Annotated in this window: 18 protein-coding genes; 7 read left to right on the forward strand and 11 right to left on the reverse strand. The window is 70.2% G+C overall.

Annotation, left to right across the window (positions count from 1 at the left end; all coding sequences use genetic code 11):
- Nucleotides 1–311: 311 nt before the first annotated feature.
- Together K8V84_RS02280 and K8V84_RS02285 are read right to left on the reverse strand one after the other, a co-directional pair.
- The gene (locus K8V84_RS02280; RefSeq protein ID WP_304069701.1) at nt 312–965 is read right to left on the reverse strand and encodes a class I SAM-dependent methyltransferase; all 654 of its coding nucleotides are present in this window, start codon (nt 963–965) and stop codon (nt 312–314) included.
- Nucleotides 966–1,004: 39 nt separating this feature from the next.
- Entirely contained in the window at nt 1,005–1,430 is a 426-nt protein-coding gene (locus K8V84_RS02285) for a MarR family winged helix-turn-helix transcriptional regulator (protein WP_304069704.1), read from the reverse strand.
- A gap of 75 nt (nt 1,431–1,505) precedes the next feature.
- On the opposite strand from K8V84_RS02285, the gene K8V84_RS02290 reads away from it, so the two are divergent.
- The gene (locus K8V84_RS02290) at nt 1,506–1,934 is read left to right on the forward strand and encodes a PaaI family thioesterase (protein ID WP_304069707.1); all 429 of its coding nucleotides are present in this window, start codon (nt 1,506–1,508) and stop codon (nt 1,932–1,934) included.
- Nucleotides 1,935–2,045: 111 nt separating this feature from the next.
- Here the strand turns inward: K8V84_RS02290 and K8V84_RS02295 are convergent, their stop codons facing one another.
- Nucleotides 2,046–2,351, reverse strand: a complete 306-nt coding sequence (locus K8V84_RS02295) for a 4a-hydroxytetrahydrobiopterin dehydratase (protein WP_304069709.1) — start codon at nt 2,349–2,351, stop codon at nt 2,046–2,048.
- Between the two features lie 741 nt (nt 2,352–3,092).
- On the opposite strand from K8V84_RS02295, the gene K8V84_RS02300 reads away from it, so the two are divergent.
- Nucleotides 3,093–3,464 (forward strand): DUF742 domain-containing protein, encoded by a 372-nt coding sequence (locus K8V84_RS02300; RefSeq protein WP_304069711.1) that lies wholly within the window; start codon nt 3,093–3,095, stop codon nt 3,462–3,464.
- Between the two features lie 96 nt (nt 3,465–3,560).
- On the opposite strand, the gene K8V84_RS02305 is transcribed toward K8V84_RS02300, so the two are convergent.
- Complete coding sequence (locus K8V84_RS02305; protein ID WP_304069713.1) at nt 3,561–5,519, reverse strand: BTAD domain-containing putative transcriptional regulator; 1,959 nt, start codon at nt 5,517–5,519, stop codon at nt 3,561–3,563.
- A gap of 127 nt (nt 5,520–5,646) precedes the next feature.
- On the opposite strand from K8V84_RS02305, the gene K8V84_RS02310 reads away from it, so the two are divergent.
- The gene (locus K8V84_RS02310; protein WP_304069715.1) at nt 5,647–6,525 is read left to right on the forward strand and encodes an alpha/beta hydrolase; all 879 of its coding nucleotides are present in this window, start codon (nt 5,647–5,649) and stop codon (nt 6,523–6,525) included.
- A gap of 27 nt (nt 6,526–6,552) precedes the next feature.
- Here the strand turns inward: K8V84_RS02310 and K8V84_RS02315 are convergent, their stop codons facing one another.
- Genes K8V84_RS02315 through K8V84_RS02325 form a run of 3 tightly spaced genes read right to left on the reverse strand, consistent with a single transcriptional unit; the run spans nt 6,553 to nt 9,536 of the window.
- Nucleotides 6,553–7,365: an ABC transporter ATP-binding protein gene (locus K8V84_RS02315; protein WP_304069717.1), complete on the reverse strand. Its 813-nt coding sequence runs from the start codon at nt 7,363–7,365 to the stop codon at nt 6,553–6,555.
- A gap of 48 nt (nt 7,366–7,413) precedes the next feature.
- Nucleotides 7,414–8,505 (reverse strand): iron chelate uptake ABC transporter family permease subunit, encoded by a 1,092-nt coding sequence (locus K8V84_RS02320; protein WP_304069719.1) that lies wholly within the window; start codon nt 8,503–8,505, stop codon nt 7,414–7,416.
- Nucleotides 8,502–9,536 (reverse strand): iron ABC transporter permease, encoded by a 1,035-nt coding sequence (locus tag K8V84_RS02325; RefSeq protein ID WP_304069734.1) that lies wholly within the window; start codon nt 9,534–9,536, stop codon nt 8,502–8,504. The genes K8V84_RS02320 and K8V84_RS02325 overlap by 4 nt, the downstream gene beginning before the upstream one ends.
- Before the next feature lie 161 nt (nt 9,537–9,697).
- Between K8V84_RS02325 and K8V84_RS02330 the strand changes: the two genes are divergently transcribed.
- The gene (locus K8V84_RS02330; protein ID WP_304069721.1) at nt 9,698–10,711 is read left to right on the forward strand and encodes an iron-siderophore ABC transporter substrate-binding protein; all 1,014 of its coding nucleotides are present in this window, start codon (nt 9,698–9,700) and stop codon (nt 10,709–10,711) included.
- Nucleotides 10,712–11,177: 466 nt separating this feature from the next.
- Nucleotides 11,178–11,375: a hypothetical protein gene (locus K8V84_RS02340; protein WP_304069739.1), complete on the forward strand. Its 198-nt coding sequence runs from the start codon at nt 11,178–11,180 to the stop codon at nt 11,373–11,375.
- Here K8V84_RS02340 and K8V84_RS02345 read toward each other — a convergent pair.
- From K8V84_RS02345 to K8V84_RS02360, 4 genes are all read right to left on the reverse strand, one after another.
- Nucleotides 11,345–11,776, reverse strand: coding sequence for a GNAT family N-acetyltransferase (locus tag K8V84_RS02345; RefSeq protein WP_304069737.1), 432 nt, complete (start codon nt 11,774–11,776; stop codon nt 11,345–11,347). The two genes, K8V84_RS02340 and K8V84_RS02345, sit on opposite strands and share 31 nt — an antisense overlap.
- A 113-nt stretch (nt 11,777–11,889) precedes the next feature.
- The gene (locus K8V84_RS02350) at nt 11,890–12,657 is read right to left on the reverse strand and encodes a TSUP family transporter (protein WP_304069724.1); all 768 of its coding nucleotides are present in this window, start codon (nt 12,655–12,657) and stop codon (nt 11,890–11,892) included.
- 357 nt (nt 12,658–13,014) lie between these two features.
- Entirely contained in the window at nt 13,015–13,647 is a 633-nt protein-coding gene (locus tag K8V84_RS02355) for an alpha/beta hydrolase (RefSeq protein ID WP_304069727.1), read from the reverse strand.
- A complete protein-coding gene (locus tag K8V84_RS02360) occupies nt 13,644–14,594 on the reverse strand; it encodes a ring-cleaving dioxygenase (protein WP_304069728.1) in 951 nt (316 codons plus the stop codon). The genes K8V84_RS02355 and K8V84_RS02360 overlap by 4 nt, the downstream gene beginning before the upstream one ends.
- A gap of 345 nt (nt 14,595–14,939) precedes the next feature.
- Between K8V84_RS02360 and K8V84_RS02365 the strand changes: the two genes are divergently transcribed.
- Both K8V84_RS02365 and K8V84_RS02370 read left to right on the forward strand, forming a co-directional pair.
- Nucleotides 14,940–16,274 (forward strand): DUF2254 domain-containing protein, encoded by a 1,335-nt coding sequence (locus tag K8V84_RS02365; protein WP_304069729.1) that lies wholly within the window; start codon nt 14,940–14,942, stop codon nt 16,272–16,274.
- A 200-nt stretch (nt 16,275–16,474) separates the two neighbouring features.
- Nucleotides 16,475–16,930, forward strand: coding sequence for a GNAT family N-acetyltransferase (locus K8V84_RS02370; RefSeq protein ID WP_304069731.1), 456 nt, complete (start codon nt 16,475–16,477; stop codon nt 16,928–16,930).
- Nucleotides 16,931–17,223: the final 293 nt, after the last annotated feature.

The raw sequence follows: 17,223 nt of genomic DNA on the forward strand, positions 1-17,223 counted from the left end.
TCTCACCCCACGCCCTACCCGATCCCCGACACACAAACATCCCCACCCAGGAAATACTCACGCCCCCTCACCCGTTACACCCAATGCAGGCAGATGCGGTAGCAAGTGTCCCCCGGGCTCCACACACCGCCTTCACGGAATACCACGCCCCACGCGGGCGGCTCGGAACCGCGTTGCGCAACCCGCCGCGAGGCGACCACCGCATCCGCCTGCCACACACCACGGCCCCGCCGAGCACCCGCTCGACGGGGCCGTTCCCATACCCACCCCAAGAACCCCACCACACCGACACCACCCGAGCCCCACACCCCTCACACGCTCGGCCACTCCCTGCGGCACAACAGATGCGCCTGGGCGAACCCACGCCGAGGATCCTCAAGACCCGACACCACCGACCGGGACACCTCCACCACACCCACCTCACCCAACAACCCCGACACCTCGTCGACGCCGTACCGGTAGGCCGTGGCCACCTGATGATCGAAGGCCTCCACCCGACCCCCCGGATCCTCATGACTTTGGAAGGACACCAACAGGTACCCCCCACCCACCAGAACCCGCCCCATCTGAGCCAACACCCCGGACAGCCCCTCGGGCGGAGTGTGGATGATCGAATACGACGACAACACTCCCGCCACCGAACCACTCACCAGCGGCAACTCCGCCAACCCGCCCACCACGAACCCCGCCGACGACCCCATCCCACGAGCCAACGCCAGCGACGCCGACGCCAGGTCCACACCCACCACCGACAACCCGCGCCCGACCAGGTGAGCACTGATGTGCCCGGGGCCGCAACCGGCGTCCAAAACCGTGCCGCCACCGGTGGAACGCACCATGTCCGCGAAAGCGTCGACCATGGCCCGATGCAACGGATCCACCGCGAAGGCCGAACCCGCGTGCTCCGCGTAGAGTTCGGCGATCTCGTCATAGGCACGGGAAACGGACAGAGCGTGTTCGGTCATGGAGACCGATCGTAGAGGCCCGCAAGGCACACCCGTTCCTCAGGGCTCCCAAAGGGCCAACCTCCGCAGAGCCTCCACCACCCCATCGAACCCCTCCTGGCCCAACAACGTCCGCGCCTCGGCGTTGAACCGGTCGATCTCGGGTCGGGCCGCGGCCAGGCTCTCCTCCCCCGCCGAGGTCAGGTTCAACACCACCGCACGATGCCGACTGGGGTGGGTGTCCTTGGTGACCAGCCCGGCCCTGGTCAGCCGCGCGACCAGGGAGGTGATGGCGGACTCGCCCAACCCCAGGGTGTGGGCGAGCCGTTGCTGGGTGATGCCCGGGCGGTCGCGTAGGGCGAACAGGGCGCCGAGTTGGGCGGTGGTGACGCCTGCGGCCGCCAGGCAGCGACGGTCGGCGTCGGTGCGCAACCGGTGCGCTGCTCGTTGCAGGAGGAAGTACAGACGCTGATCGGGTTCGGCCATGGATCGAATCTTGACAGAGGCACATGGAGCGAGAGAACCTCACTTCACTATCAAAGTGAGAACCGAGAGGACCCCATGAACGACGCCGGCCTGGAGTTCGCCCAGGAGATCCTGGCGGCCCAACCCTTCAACAACCTGGTCGGCGCCCGCCTGACCGCCTTCGGCGACGGAGAGGCCACCCTGGAGCTGGACATCCGCCAGGAACTGCTCCAACAGAACGGATACCTGCACGGCGGGGTCCTGAGCTACGCGGCCGACAACACGCTCACCTTCGCCGCGGGAAGTGTGGTCGGCGCCGGTGTCCTCACCAGTGGGTTCACCATCGACTACCTGCGACCCGCCACCGGAACCGTACTGCGCTCCCACGGCCGGGTCGTGCGTTCGGGCCGTAGCCGCGTGGTGTGCCGCTGTGACCTGTTCGCGGTGGACCAGGAAGGCGTGCAGACGCTGTGCGCCGTGGCCCAGGGCACGATCTCGGTGATCCCGCCCTCGAACGGCTCCTGAGGACTCCCCGACGAGGGCCACCGCTCGTCGAAAGGCCGGTGATCACGGCCTCACAGGTCCGGTGACCGGCCGCCGGCACCGGACCGACAAGGGCCGCGACGCCCTGCGAGGTCAGTCCGTGGGGACCGTCGCCGCCACCAGCTCATCGATTCGAGCGGCCAGGGCCATGTCCTTGTCGGTGACCGCACCCTCGGAATGGGTGCTCAGCGTCAGCCGCACCGTGTTGTAGCGGATGTCGATGTCGGGATGGTGCTCGACCTGCTCGGCGGCCTGGGCCACCTCGCTCACCAGGGCGATCGCGGCCAGGAAGTCCGGCAGGCTCACCGTGCGGTGGACCGAGACCGTCTCGGGATCCCACTCCCACTCCGTGAGCCGCTCCAGACCTTCCCGGATCTGTTCGTCATCGAGTCGGACCATGACTCCCCCTTCGAGGTTCGGTGCCGCTTGAGGTGCCAATCCGTGATCGGCCGGTTCCGGCCGGTACCTACCCGGACCGGGCCCGACCATCACCCCACCCCGCACGCGAAGACCCCTTTGTATCGGTGCGGCGAAGCCGCTCCTTTGGTCTTGAGGTGGTCTTGAGGCAGGTGGTTCACTACCGGACCCGCACCTTTACGACGTAGATTATTAGATGCGCGAACGAAGAGGTACGCGAGGAACCCCCTCACCACAACCGCATCCGGACACCCACCCTTGCCAAAACCCCCACCGCGGGGTTGGCTCGGTGTAGTCACCCCCTCCCCTACACCCCGATCCCCACCGGCGTCCCCAGGACAGGCCCTCCACTCCCCCGAAAGGCGATCCCCTGCCCCCGCGAGAAGCACCGGTCGCTTCGTTGCCGTGATCCGCCCTGGTGTCCCTCCACTCCCCCGCCCCACCCTGCTCACCATGTGGGCCCTGCTCGCCGGCACCCACGAACGCACCGACCGGACCATTGATGCCCTCTCCCCCACCAGCGCTCCCTGCCCCCACCACGCGCATCCGCGAACTCCTCGATCAGACGAAAGGGACGATGCCGATGTCGGCGAGCGCCACAGCGCGGGAGCAGGCCCTGGACAGGGAGGATGCGGCCACCCGGTCAGGCGGGTCGATGGGCGAGCCGCCTGACCGGGTCGACCCTCACCTGTCGGTTCCTGCCCGTGTGGGAGGTGAGCGCGGATGAGTCCGTCGCCGCATCGGAGCCGAGGGTGGTCGACCGAATCGAGCCTGATCCGCCCCTATTCGCTCACCGGGGGCCGCACGCGCCCCACCCGCGCGGACCTGGCGCCGGGCACCCGGGTGGTGGCGGTGCCATCGGTGGAGCCGACGGAACTGGATCCGGAGCTGGAGGCGATCCTGTCGTTGTGCGTGCGCCCGGTGTCGGTGGCCGAGGTGTCGGCCCGTTCGGGGTTCGCGCCGGGGGTACTACGGGTGTTGCTGTCGGATCTGGTGGACCAGGGGCGGGTGATGGTGCACTCCTTCGACCAGGAAGGACACCGGCCCGACGCCGACACCCTGCGTTCGGTGTTGGCCCGCATCAAGGAACTGTGACGGTGACGGGAAGGCCCCTCCGATGCCCGGCACCCTCAAAATCGTGGCCGCCGACGGTTCGGGGGCGGGCGAGTGACCACGCAGAACACTCCGGGGTCAAAGGGCGCCTTCGATACGCTCCAGCAGATCGGTGACCGGCCCCGCGGTGAACAGGCCGCCCTGGGCCCCGGCGTGCTCACCGCGGGCCGGTGCCAGGGCGGTGTGGGCGCGGTGCAGGGCGGGCCGATGCTCGATGGTCAGGGCGGCGTGGGCGATGAGCGCCCAGTGGGCCTCCATGAGCAGTCCCGGGGCGGGGTCGGTGAACCGGTCCAGGACGTGGGCGGCCTCTTCGGCCCGGTCCTGGGCGAGCAGCCGTGAGGGGAGCGCCCAGGGTGTGTGCGGTCCCCAATCGGTGCCGGGGTCCTCTCGCCAGGGCAGGTCGTGGCGCAGCCGCAGGCAGGCCAGGGCCAGAGCCCGCAGCCCTTGTTCCAGGCCGGGCATGCCGGCGGTGGCGGTGCGTTCGGCGGCCGCCCGGTAGGCGTCGGCCACCTGGTCGGGGTCCTGGTCTCGCAGGTCCAGGCGCAGGGCCCGGTACCAGGTCGTGAAGACCTTCACCAGGGGGCGTTCGTGGCGGCGGGCCAACCGTTCGGCGGCCTGCGCGTGGTGGTCCGCGCGCTCCACGTCACCGAGTGCCGCGCCGGTCTGCACCCCGATCAGGTGCCCCAGGATCTCGAAGGGGTCGGAACCCTGGCGCGCGGACACCCGGACCAGTTCGTCGCCGATCCGTCCTCGTTCGGTGGCCAGTCCGGTGCGGTGGAAGGTCTGCATCCATCGGCCGTTGAGCGTGAACACCAACAGGGCCGGATCGCCCGATTCCCGGGCCAGGTCCTCGGCCTCCGAGGCGGCCCGGCGCGGGCGTGGGGAGTTCGTCCCTCGGGATTCCAGGGCGATGGTGGTCAACAGGCGCGAACGTGTGGCCGGGTGGGCGTTCGGGCCCAGCCCGGTCAGGGTGTCCTCGGTGGCGGCCACCACGTGTGCGGCCTGGTCGGGGTCGTCGGATCGGGTCCAGTTGGCGGGTACGTCGAAGGCGCCGATCACGCGGGCGGTGAGTTCGGGGTCGCCCAGTTCTCGGGCGGCGTCGATGGCCTCCACGCGGCGTCGTCGGGCGCCGATCAGTCCTTCGGGGCCGGTCAGGGCCAGGGAGCGCAGCAGGCCCACGGTGGTTTCGAGGCGGGCTCGGGGGCCGGGGCCTGATCGGTAGGCGCGGGCGGTGCTGTGCCAGAGCTGGTCGACCACGTCGGTGGGTTGGTCGGGTGCGTCGAGGTGGTCGGCCTGGTGGAGGATGTCGTGTTCGAGGCGGCGCAGGGCCCGCCCCGGGTCCAGGCCCAGGTCGTGGGCGAGCAGGGCGCGGGCTCGGCGTAGGACCTGGAGCGCCTCGCCTTGGCGTCCGGCCCGGTACAGGGCCCTGGCCAGGAGTTGCCAGGCCTGTTCGCGCCAGGGGTGGTCGGCCAGGTGTGCGTCCAGGTCGGCGATGGCCCGGGCGGTGTGGCCGGTGTCCAGGTGGGCGTGGGCCAGGGTCTCCACGGTGTGGAGTCGGAGTTGGTTCAGGCGGGCGCGTTCGGCCCGGGCCCAGGTGGTGTGGGCGACGTCGGCGTAGGCGGGGCCGCGCCACAGTTCCAGGGCCTGTTCCAGGGTGCGGGCCCTTTGGTGGGGGTCGGTGGTCGATCGTGTGTGGGCCAGGTCGGATTCGAAGGTGCGGGCGTCCACTGCGCGGGTGCGTAGTGCGTATCCGGGGCCTTGGGTGAGGAGCAGGGTCGGTGGTGTGCGTGGGGCGCGGTCGGGTTCCAGGGCTCGACGTAGGGCGGCCACGAAGGTGCGCACGGCCCCGATCGCGTTCGCGGGTGGGTCCTGGCCTTCCCACAGGTCCTCGACCAGTACGTTCACCGGGACCACTCGGCCGTGGGCGATGGTCAGCCGGGCCAGGAGTTGGCGGTGTCGTGGTCCTTTGAGCGGTAGGTCGTGACCGTGGTCGTCCCAGGCCCGTACCGGTCCCAGTACCCCCAGGCGCGTCGTCACCGCCCCACCCCCGCCTTCTCCGTCGCCTCCGGACAGGGGTCACGGTACCGCGTGCTCATCGGTTGCTCATCGGGGACCGAGAGGCTGGTCGCATCCGCTTTTCCAGTCGTTTGAGAGGAACCTTCGCATGTCGAGCGTCATCACCGGTTTCGAGTACCGCCGTGTCCCGGTGGCCGAGGACGTGTCGCTGAACGTGGCGGTGAGCGGGTCCGGGCCGGCCGTGGTGCTGTTGCACGGCTTCCCGCAGACGCATCTGATGTGGCGGCACGTGGCCGCAGATCTGGCCGGGGACCACACCGTGATCTGCCCGGACCTGCGCGGGTACGGAGGCAGCGATCACCCCGCCGAGGATGGGCCCCGCACCTACGCCAAGCGCACCATGGCCGCGGACGTGGTGGCCCTGGTCCGTGCGTTGGGGCATGAGCGTTTCGCGCTGGCCGGGCACGACCGAGGTGCCCTGGTGGGTATCCGTGCCGGTCTGGACCATCCCGACTCGGTCACCCGTCTGGCCGTGCTGGACGTGCTGCCCGTGCCGGAGATGTGGGAGGCGTTGCGGGGCGTTCAGGGTGCGGTGGGCTTTCACCTGTACCTGATGGCGCAGCCGCCCGGGATCGCCGAGACGATGATCCAGGCCGCTCCGGAGGTGTTCTTCGGGTACTTCCTCGACCTGTGGGCGAACTCCTCGGAGGCGATCCCCGCTCCGGTACGTCGCGCCTACCTGGAGGCGTGCGCGGGTGCGGTGCCCTCGATCGTGGCCGACTATCGGGCCTCGGCCGGGATCGACCTGGAACACGACCTGGTCGACCGTGCGGCCGGGAACCGGTTGAGCATGCCGGTGACGGTGTTGCAGCAGGACTGGGGTGCGGACCTGGGCTACGACGCAGCCGCCCTGTGGGGGCGCTGGGCCAAGGACCTGCGCCACGACACGGTGGGGTGCGGTCACTTCATGGCCGAGGAGGACCCCGCCCTGGTCATCGAGGAGCTCCGGGCCCTGCTGCGGCGCTGACCGGGCGGGCCCCGCGGTCAGCGCCTCTCACCCGTGGTCGCGTCGGATCCCGCGCCGGTCCAGCGGCACGATCATCGGGGTGTCGGTCTCGGGGTCGGCGATGATGCGTACCGGCAGTCCGAACACCTTCTCCACCAGGTCGGCGGTGACCACGGTGGCCGGGTCGCCCTCGGCCACGATCGCGCCGTCCTGCATCACGATCAGGTGGGTGGCGTAGCGGCAGGCGTGGTTGAGGTCGTGCAGCACCGCCACCAGGGTGTGGCCCTGTTCGGTGTGCAGGTCCGCGCACAGGTCCAGCATGTCCATCTGGTGGGCGATGTCGAGGTAGGTGGTGGGCTCGTCCAACAGCAGCAGCGGGGTCTGTTGGGCCAGCACCATCGCCAACCACACCCTCTGGCGTTGACCGCCGGAGAGTTCGTCCACCGACCGGTCGGCCAGGGCGGTCACCCCGGTGGACTCCATGGCCTGGGCCACCACCGCCTCGTCCTGGGCCGACCACTGGCGCAGGAAGCTCTGGTGTGGGAAGCGTCCGCGGGCGACCAGGTCGGCCACGCCGATCCCGTCCGGGGCGATGGAGGTCTGTGGCAGCAACCCCAACCGGCGCGCCACCTCCTTGGCCGGGTAGGAGCCGATGACCTGCCCGTCCAGTAGGACGTTGCCCTCCGAGGGTTTGAGTGTGCGTGAGAGGGCCCGCAGCAGCGTCGACTTGCCGCAGGCGTTGGGGCCCACGATGACGGTGAAGGAGTTGTCGGGGATGGTGACGGCCAACTCGCGTGAGATGACCCGTTGGTCGTAGGCGAGGGTCAGGTCTTGGCCGGTCAGGCGGGTCTGGTCGTTCATCGTCGCTCTTTCAAGTGCGCGGGACGTCTCGGGTGTGGGGGGTGGGGGTCAGGCGCGGCCGCTGCGCCACTCGGTGTACAGCAACCAGATCAGGTAGCTGCCGCCGATGACGGCGGTGACCACACCCACCGGGAGCTGGGTGGGGGTCAGGGCGCGCATGGCCACCAGGTCGGCGAGCACCAGCAGGGTGGCGCCCATGAGCGCCGCGCCGATCAACGTGGTGCCGCCGGTGCGGGTCAGTCGTCTGGCGAGTTGGGGGGCGGCCAGGGCCACGAATCCGATGGGGCCTGCCACCGCGATGGCCGCGCCGGTCAGGGCGCTGGCCGCGGCCAGGGCGATGACCTGGGTGGAGCGGGTGTTCACTCCCAACCCTTGGGCGGCGTCGTCGCCCAGTTCCATGAACCGCAGGCGTTGGCCCACCGCGAACAGCACCGGGGCCAGGAGGGCGAAACCGATCCACACGGCCGCGACCTCGCCCCATCCGCGTCCGTTCAGGCTGCCGATCATCCAGATCTGCGCACCCAGGGCGTCGGTGAGTTCGGCGCGGGTCAGCAGGTAGTCGCGTACCGAGGCCAGCATCGCCGACACACCGATTCCGACCAGGACCAGTCGGTATCCCTGCACCCCGTTCTTCATGGCCAGCAGGTAGACCACGGCGGCGGTGACCAGGCCGCCGGCGATGGCTCCCAGGGAGACCACCAGGCGGCTCGCGCCCAGGATGAGGATGGCGAACACGGCTCCGGTGGCCGCGCCGGAGGTGAAGCCGATGATGTCGGGGCTGCCCAGGGCGTTGCGCGACAGGCTCTGGAAGACCGCGCCGGCGATGCCCAGGGCGGCGCCCACTCCGATCGCGGTCAGGGCGCGTGGCAGGCGCACGCCCTGGACGAAGAACACGTCCAGGCGTTCGCCGTGGCCCATCAGGGCGCCGGGTACCGCCGACAGGGGGATCTCGTAGTCGCCGACGGTCACCGAGACCATCAGGGTCGCCACGCTCACCAGGGCCAGGAGCAGGCACACGATCAGGGTGCGCGGACGCAGCAGGAACGACAGGCGTTCGCCCTTGCTGCGCCAGGCCACGGTGCCGCGCGGGCGGGTGTGGGTGTGCTCGTCGGGGCGTGGTGGTGCCAGGGTCTTGTTCAAAGTTGGGCCATCTTTCTACTGCGGACCAGGGCGATGAACAGGGGTGCGCCCACGAAGGCGGTGATGATGCCGACCTCCAGCTCGGATCCGGGCAGGATGACGCGCCCCACGGTGTCGGCCGCGGTGAGCAGGATCGCGCCCAGGACGGCGGAGTAGGGCAGCATCCAGCGTTGGTCGGGGCCGGTGACGACCCGGGCGGCGTGCGGGATGATCAGGCCGACGAACCAGATGGGACCGGCCGCGGCGGTGGCGGCCCCGCACAACAGGATGACGGCCACGGCGGTTCCGGCGCGGATCAGGGGGATGCGGGCGCCCAGGGTGGCGGCCAGGTCGTCGCCCAGGGCGATCGCGTTCAGGGACGGGCCCAGGGCCAGGGTGAGCAGGACGCCCACGACCAGGAAGGGTGCGACCTGCCAGAACAGGTCCAGATCGCGTCCGGTGAGGGAGCCCACCTGCCAGAAGCGGATGCGGTCGAACACGAAGTCGTTGAGGACGATGACCCCGTAGATCAGTCCCTGCAGGACTGCGGCCAGGGCGGTTCCGGCCAGTGCCAGGCGGACCGGGGTGGCGCTGGCGCGTCCGCGTGAGCCCAGGGCGTAGACGGCCACGGCGGCCAGGGCGGCGCCGATGAAGGCGGGCCAGACCAGTCCGGAGCCGCTCAGGCCGAACAGGAACACGGCGATGACCACGGCGGCCGCGGCTCCGGAGTTGATGCCCAGGATGCCGGGTTCGGCCAGTGGGTTGCGGGTCAGGGCCTGCATGAGGGCGCCCGCCATGCCCAGCGCGGCGCCCACGAACACACCGATGATGGTGCGGGGTACGCGCAGGGTGCGGATGACGTCGTGGTCGTAGCCGCCGTTGTAGTCGGTCAGGGCGGCCCAGACGTCGGTGGCGGGGATGGGTTTGGCTCCCACGGTGACGCTGAGCAGCGCGCACACGGCCAGGGCCGCCAGGGCGACGACGAGGCCGATGGGGCGGATCACGCGTCGGGTGAGGGTGGGGCGCGTTGGTGTGGGCGCGCGCAGGGCCACGGCTTCCCCGTTCTGGTGCGGGTACGGATGGTGGTTGTGGGGGGCGTGGTGGCGCCGGCGGTGCCGACGTCGCATCGTAGGCACCGGGAAAACCCGGACGAACACCACTGGGACAGGTTAGCCTTACCTACGTCATGTTCGCACGGAAGGATCCCCCAACGATGTCGTACACACGCCGCCTGCTCGCCTTCGCCTGCCTGCCCCTGGCGGGGGCGCTCGCACTGACCGGGTGCGGCCCCGGCTCCGACGACACCGGTTCCGACGACGCGGCGGGCGGAAGGACCCGGACCGTGGAGGGGGCCAACGGCCAGGTGGAGATCCCCGCCGAGCCCGAACGCGTGGCCGTGCTGTGGCGTCCCACCCTGGCCGCCGTCACCGGTCTGGGGCACGAGGTGGTGGGCACCATGGGCACCCCGGGTTCGGCCGACCAGGAGCTGGCGCCGTTCCTGCCGGCCGGCGTCGACGGTGGGGCGTTGACCCTGGTCACCAACTCCCCCGTGGAGGACGACGTCAACATCGAGGCACTGGCCACCACCGAACCGGACCTGATCATCGGTGTGGAAACCCCGATGGGCTCCCAGGCAGAGATGCTGGACTCGCTGGAGGCGATCGCCCCCACCGTGCTGTTGGAGTGGGAGGGTACCGGTTCCTGGCGGGGTCACCTGGAGGAGGTCGCCGAGGTCCTGGGCGCCCAGGAGGCTGCCCAGGAGGCGTTGGGCGCCTATGACACCGCCATCGAGGAGGCGCGTGCCCGGATCGAGGGGGCGGGGGTCGACCCGGCCCAGACCGAGGTGTCGCTGGTGCGGTTGCAGGACGAGACCGAGATCCGTCTGGAGACCCCCGAGTCCTTCCCCGGTCAGGTCATCGACGATTTGGGCTTCGCCCGCCCCGACACCCAGTCGGAGGCCGAGGGCGACACCGACTTCATCTCACGCAGCTACGAGAACCTGGAGCAGGGCGATGGCGATGTCGTGTTCGCCATGGCCGGTTCCGGTTTCGCCGACGCCCCGGACACCTTCACCGACGGGGTGTGGTCGAACCTGAACGCGGTACAGGACGAGCGGATCTACCGGGTGGACTACGACTTTTGGGGTGCGGCCAACCACCATGGCGCCCATCGCATCATCGACGACGTCACCGCCGCCCTGACCGGTGAGATGGACCCGGCGGTGTAGGCCCGTCCGTACCGAAGCTCCGGCGGGCCGGAAGGGAGCGGGGTTTCCTGAGGTCACGGATCAGGTGAACCCACCGGTGACCGAACGTCCCTCCGCGATCGTGTGCGCTGTCGCCCCCGAGCGCCACGTTCTGGGAGTGCCCCTCATACACCAGGACCGGACGGGAATCCGTGCTGTGGGAGCGGGGCCTGTTCGCCGGACGGCGAGGATCCACCGCTGAATCCTGTGGCGTTCCTCCTCGAACCTCGTGTCGGGTGCGACGGGCGGACCAGACAGTGCGTTCGGTGCGTACCCTCAGGTCATCGCGGCCCAGCATGCCGCGCGGGCCGCTGGTGTCCAGGAGCCGGTCGAGCGCGGTGAGGTCTTCGGGGGAGAGCCTGTCGGCGATGATGCCGCGGATGCGTTGCAGGACGCCGAGGGCGTAGCGGCCGATCGCCTCGCTGGGCCCGTCTTCGGTGCCGATCACGTGCGGCATCATCGTGGGGAACTCGGCCGCCTGGTCGATCTCCAGGCGGAGGCGGCGGTGGCCGAGCACGAGGACGGTGGTGTCGGACAGCGCGACGAGCCGTTCGCGTACCGGATGTGCGTGCGTGCGCGCCGGGTCCTCGGGGTGCCCGCACAGAGGCTGAGGGGTCAGGGGGTGCGAGTCACCGGCTTCTCGTAGCGCATGACCGGGTGCCAGGCCAGGTGTTCGGGAAAGGACGTCCGGCCCCGGGGCCGATAGCCCAGGCGTTCGTAGTAGGCGCACAACCCCGGGTTGGCGGCCACGCGGTCCAACCTCACCAGGCCGCACCCGGCACCGGCCGCCCGGCCCTCGACCCAGGCGAGCATCGCCTCGCCCAGCCGGCGACCGGCGGCCTCGTGACCCACCATGAGCCCGTGGACGTAGCGGGCGGGCACCGGCCCGGGCTCGGGCCACACCTGTGGGTCGGACTCCACCACCCGAACGGCCCCTGCCAGGAAGTCCTCCCACAGCACCCACCACTGGCCCCGGTCGATCCGCGCCCGGACCTGTTGGGGGGTGACCTTCCCGGGCGCCCATTGGTCGATCCCGCTCCGCCTCAGCCGGCGGGCTGGTCGTCGCGCAGTCGGGAGATGGGCGCGGCGTGCTCGGGTCGAGCGGGTGCGAGGGTCACGGGTGTCGGGCGCGTCACGGGTCTCCTGGTGAGGGGTGTGGGTCAGGCGAAGACGTCCCAGCCCATACGTACCAGCAGTGCCAGCACCACCACGAGCAGCACGATCCGAATGAACCCGGTTCCGCGGCGCAGGGCCATGCGGGCGCCGACCTGCGCGCCGATGATGGTGCACACCGCCAGCCCCAGGCCCAGCAGCCAGTCGATGTGCCCGCCCAGGCCGAAGACCACCAGGGCGCCGATGTTGGTGCACACGTTGACGATCTTGGCCGCGGCCGAGGCGTGCAGGAAGTCCATGCCCAGCACCGCGGTGAAGGCGATGATGAGGAACACGCCGGTGCCCGGGCCGATGAGTCCGTCGTAGAAGCTCACGCCCAGACCGGCCAGGGCCAGGACGGCCAGGATCCGGTTGCGGGTGCGCAGCGCCGGATCGGGGCTGGTACCCATGGCCGGGCGGAAGACCACCAGCAGCGCCACCCCGGCCAGGACGACCATGATGACGGGTTTGAGGACGTCGGCGGTCAAGGCGGTGGCCAGGCCCGCGCCCAACCCCGAGCCGAGCAGGGCCAGGGCCGCGGTGGGCACGATGACCCGGCGGTCGAGCTCGACCTTGCGGGCGTAGGCCACCGCGGCGGAGACGGTGCCGAAGACCGCGCCGAGCTTGTTGGTGCCCAGCAGGGTGGCCAGGGGTGTGTTGGGGGCGGCGACCATCAGGGCGGGCAGTAGGAGCAGGCCTCCTCCCCCGACCACGGCGTCGACCCATCCGGCTGCGACGGCGGCCGGCAGCAGCAGGCCCAGGATCTCGGGGTCCATCAGCGGACCTGTGGGACAGGAGAGGGGATCATGGGCTCTTCTCAGGGGCGGGGAAGGGGACGCGTGCCAATCTAGCCGGCCTGACCGACCGCTTTGTCAGCGGACCTGGTGAATTGTCCTTTTCCGTGGGCGGGCTCCCCGACCTCGGGAGCCGACGGAGGTCGTGGACCGGCTCGTTCGGTCGTCGTGGGCGCGACCTCGGTCATGGGAGATGAGTCGATGACCGAGGTCGGGGTGTCGACAGAACGCCCACCTTGACATTGTAGATTCATCAAGGGGCATGAAGAAGCGGTGACGTCCAGGTACAGGGAACGCCACCGCCGTTCGTTGGGGGCCCGAGGGACGGGCCCCCAAGTTCTAGAAAGCCGCCTGCGCGAACCACTCCCGGGCCCGCGCCACCACCGACCGCGGCAACTGGTGTCCCCCGGGGTGCTCCTCGGCGCGCACGTGCGCGCCCCGCTCCCCCAGTTGGGCGGCCACCAGCCGCGCCTGGTCGATCGTGGTGATCGGGTCGGCGACCCCGTTGCCCAGGAACACCCGGGTCCCCGACAGGTCGACCGGGTCGGGTTCGCGCCCCTGCAACGGAGCGCCACCGGCGAACAGCGCCGCCCCCGCCACCAGTCCCGGGTGCAGCAACAACAGCCCCGCGCCGGTGTTGGCACCGTTGGAGAACCCGCTCACCACGATCCGCTTCGGGTCCAGGTCGTAGGCGACCGTGGCGGCCTCGACGAACTCGGCCAGATCGGCGGTGCGCACGATCAGGTCCTCGACGTCGAAGACACCCTCGCGCAGGCGACGGAACCAGCGGTTCATGCCGTTCTCGTTCACCTTGCCGCGCGCAGAGAGCAGCGCGGCGCCCGGAGCCAGTGCCCGGCCCAGCGGCAACAGGTCGTGTTCGTCGGCGCCGGTGCCGTGCAGCAGCAACAGCGCGGGCGCGTCCGGGTCAGTGGCCGGTTCGAAGACGTGGACGAAGTCCTCGGTGGTGGTCACCGGGGCACCTCCAGATGGGGCAGGTTCGCGGCGATCTGGTCCTGGCGGGGCTGCAACCACGGCGGCAGCTTCAACGAACGACCCAGCTCCAGCAGGGGCTCGTCGTAGTCGAAGCCGGGGCCGTCGGTGGCGATCTCCAACAGCACCCCGCCGGGTTCACGGAAGTAGATCGAGGTGAAGTAGCTGCGGTCGCGGATCTCGGTGACCCCCACCCCGTCGTCGGCCAGGCGCCGGCGCCAGGCGTCCTGGACGGGGGTGTCGGGGGCCCGGTAGGCGACGTGGTGGACGGTGCCCGCGGCGACCAGGCCGCGCTCGGCCTTGGGATCGGCCAGGACGTCGACGATGGTGCCCACTCCGTCGCCGGAGTCGTTGGTGTGAAAACGCATCCGGCCGGCGCTCTCGCTGTGCAGCCGAAAGCCCAACTGGTCGCCGAGCATCCTCGCGGTGCCGTCGGCGTCCTGTTCGGTCAGGGTGACGGCGCGGATGCCGCGGATGGCGTGGTCGGTGGGGACCGCTCCCCCGTCCCAGGGGTCGGTGTCGTGGTGGTCGGCGCTCGCGGCCAGCTCGATGAGCAGGCCGTCGGGGTCGCGCAGGCTCAGCACGTCCTCGTCGGCGCGCTCGGTGGGGCTGGTGAAGGGGATGTCGAGCGTGGCGAGGTGGTCCGCCCACCAGCCCAGGGAACCTTCGGGAACGGAGAAGGTCGTGGTGGTGGCCTGCCCCGCGCCGATCCTGCCCTTGGGCGCGTCCGGCCAGGGGAAGAAGGTCATGATCGTGCCGGGGTTGCCGGCGCGGTCACCGTAGTACAGGTGGTAGGTCTCGGGAGAGTCGAAGTTGACGGTGCGTTTGACCAGGCGCATGCCCAGGACGTTGAGGTAGAAGTCGGCGTTGGCCTGGGGGTCGCTCGCGATGGCGGTCACGTGGTGGATCCCCGAGGGGCGTACGTCCATGGGCCTTCGTCCTCTCCTGGGTCGGTCGTTCACTCGCTCCAACAAGTTGAATCTTAAACTAATTCCGAACGGATGTCTGCCCCTCGCTCCCGTGAATCGCCCGTTTCGCACGAGCCCACCCCGCACCGGCCCACGTGCCCGACCGACCAAGGGCCGGCGATACGTCTACCGAATCTCCGTTCCCTGAGTACCCGGCCGGTGAGCGTCCGAGAGATTCGGAAGTGGTTCCACGAATCAGCGACCCTTTTCCCGGTTCGACCCCGCGAGGAGGACGTGCCGCGCGAAGTCCCGGGCACCGCCCGTGTCGGACCCGGCGCAAGACCCGCGGCCGGCTAGGTTCGGCACATGGGCAGACCACACAAGTTGGCCAGGTCGGCGCTGGGAGAGCGCGTCCGGGAGTCGTTCGTCATGGTGCCGCTGGCCGGGATGGTGTTCTTCGCCGTCCTGGCACCCGCCACCGCGGTGGTCGACGTGGCGGTCGGGCACTTCCTGGTCGAATACCAGGGGGACCTACAGGTCTCCCCCAAGGACTGGTCCGCCTGGGTGAACAACGGGCGCACCGTCATCCAGACCGTCGGGCCGGCCACCCTCACCGTCATGGGCGTGGTCTTCAGCATCACCCTGGTGGCGTTGCAAATGGCCACCGACAAGCTCTCACCGCGCATCGTCCACCTGTTCACGCGCAGCTGGACCACCAAGCTCACGCTCACGGTCTTCCTCGGCACGTTCGTCTACACCATCGGGGTGCTCTACCTCGGCGGGCTCCTGTCCGACCAGGACAACCCCTTCGTGCCCGTGGTCTCCACCACCCTGTCGATCCTTTTGTTGCTGTTGTGCCTGCTGAGCTTCCTGTTCTTCGTGCAGGGAACCGTCGACCTGATGCGGGTGACCTCGGTGATGGACCACCTCACCCGAGGGACGCTCTCGCAGATTCGGCGCATGGCCCCGGCCGCTCCCCCGCGCTCGGCTCCCGAACCCTCCGGCACCAAGGTCACCCGGGTGTCCTCCCAGGCCCGAGCGGGGGTGCTGACGTGGGTGGACGAGCGCGGGCTGGCCGCCTGGGCACGGCGCAACGACGCCTTCGTACGGGTCCTGCCCAGGATCGGCGACCACGTGCCCGCCGACAGTGTGGTCCTGAGCGTCCGGTCCGGGAGGCAGCCGCGCGCCGTCGCACGCGCGGCGCGGACGCTGCGCACCGGGCGGGAGCGGTCCACCTATCAGGATCCGGCGTTCGGTCTGCGACAGATCGTCGACATCGGCGTGCGCGCTCAGGCGTTCGGAGAGAACGATCCGACCACCGTGGTGCAGTGCGTGGACCGGATCCAGACCCTGGTGGAGGCCTTCGCCGAGGTCACCGAACACACCTGGACCGTTCACGATCACCGAGGGGTCGCCCGCGTTCTGATGCCGCTGCCCACCTGGGAGGGGTTCGTGGAACTGGCCTTCAGCGAGTTGGTGCTGCAGTGCGAGGGACACACCCAGGTGACCCGGAGGTTGTCCGCGGCCCTGCGCGACCTGGAGGAGCGGGTCGATGAGCGACGCCGGCCGGCGATCCGGCGCCACCGGGACGAACTGCGCCGGGTGTGCGAGCGGCACCTGCCCGAGCACCTGGTGGGGTTCGCGTTGACCCCCGACCACCAGGGGTTGGGCGGAGGCGGGCGGGGATCGGAGGATGCCTGAGGTGGTCGCCGGGTATGCGAGCGGTCGCCTCAGGAGGGGTCGATGGCGTCGGGTGGTCGGGCGTCGGCGGATGGCGCCTCCCAGCAGGTCGGGCCGTTCGGAGAAGGGGAAGGAGAGGTGTCCGAGGTCGCGTTGGGTGAGGTTTTTCGAATCGGTCGCGCCTACTTGGCACACACGGCCGGTGGCGTGAGCATGGAGGTATGGACACGGTGGTGCGTGAGGCCGTCCCGGGCGATGGGCCCGGGATCGCCGCGCTGATCACCAAAGAGGCCCCGCACTTCGACCTGCAGGGTTACCCCGAGGACCTGTGGCCGGACCACCTGGTCGTGCTGGTCGCCGAGCGAGAGGGGCACATCGTCGGTTGGTTGGAGGGGATCCTCGACGGTGAGTACGAGGGTTCCGGCGCTCCGGTCCCTCCCCCGCACGGATACGTACTGGCGATCGTCGTCGACGAGGAACAGCGCCACCACGGGATCGGCGGCGATCTCATCGAGAAGTTCATGGAAGAGGCCCTCGCGGCGAAGGTCGAGTGGGTGTTCCTCATCCCCGAAGGGGGCGAGGGCTGCGAGGACCGCGTCCGTTTCTTCATCCACTCCGGGTTCACCCCCACCGAGGTCCTCGACGAGAAACGCCTCATCATGGCCCGCTGGACCTGACCGGGCCGCGCCCCTCGACACATCACGGTCGACCTGCCCCGAGACCACCTGCCCGGTAGGGGCGGACAGGGAATCGGTACCGCTCTGACGTGCCGCTTGCCACCCGCACCTGGAATGCAGTGAGTCGGGCGTCGTCGACCGCCCGGGGCCTTCGGTCCTCGCCAAGGCGGCAGGCCATCGAAAAGCGTCATCGAGGCCCGTCACGGTCAGGGGTTCAGGGCACCGGTGGGCTCCCGTACGCGCTCGGGGTGGCAGCGTGGGCAGGGGCCGAGGTCCTCATGGGTCTCGGTGAT

This window comes from Nocardiopsis listeri, assembly GCF_020741345.1.
Taxonomy (GTDB): Bacteria; Actinomycetota; Actinomycetes; order Streptosporangiales; family Streptosporangiaceae; genus Nocardiopsis; species Nocardiopsis listeri_A.

Excerpts from the sequence above, each read along its gene's own strand:
- K8V84_RS02285 (WP_304069704.1), bottom strand. The coding sequence starts at position 1,430 with ATGGCCGAACCCGATCAGCGTCTGTACTTCCTCCTGCAACGAGCAGCG.
- K8V84_RS02315 (WP_304069717.1), bottom strand. The coding sequence starts at position 7,365 with ATGAACGACCAGACCCGCCTGACCGGCCAAGACCTGACCCTCGCCTAC.
- K8V84_RS02300 (WP_304069711.1), top strand. The coding sequence starts at position 3,093 with ATGAGTCCGTCGCCGCATCGGAGCCGAGGGTGGTCGACCGAATCGAGC.
- K8V84_RS02350 (WP_304069724.1), bottom strand. The coding sequence starts at position 12,657 with ATGGACCCCGAGATCCTGGGCCTGCTGCTGCCGGCCGCCGTCGCAGCC.
- K8V84_RS02290 (WP_304069707.1), top strand. The coding sequence starts at position 1,506 with ATGAACGACGCCGGCCTGGAGTTCGCCCAGGAGATCCTGGCGGCCCAA.
- K8V84_RS02360 (WP_304069728.1), bottom strand. The coding sequence starts at position 14,594 with ATGGACGTACGCCCCTCGGGGATCCACCACGTGACCGCCATCGCGAGC.
- K8V84_RS02330 (WP_304069721.1), top strand. The coding sequence starts at position 9,698 with ATGTCGTACACACGCCGCCTGCTCGCCTTCGCCTGCCTGCCCCTGGCG.
- K8V84_RS02365 (WP_304069729.1), top strand. The coding sequence starts at position 14,940 with ATGGGCAGACCACACAAGTTGGCCAGGTCGGCGCTGGGAGAGCGCGTC.
- K8V84_RS02280 (WP_304069701.1), bottom strand. The coding sequence starts at position 965 with ATGACCGAACACGCTCTGTCCGTTTCCCGTGCCTATGACGAGATCGCC.
- K8V84_RS02310 (WP_304069715.1), top strand. The coding sequence starts at position 5,647 with ATGTCGAGCGTCATCACCGGTTTCGAGTACCGCCGTGTCCCGGTGGCC.
- K8V84_RS02295 (WP_304069709.1), bottom strand. The coding sequence starts at position 2,351 with ATGGTCCGACTCGATGACGAACAGATCCGGGAAGGTCTGGAGCGGCTC.
- K8V84_RS02370 (WP_304069731.1), top strand. The coding sequence starts at position 16,475 with ATGGACACGGTGGTGCGTGAGGCCGTCCCGGGCGATGGGCCCGGGATC.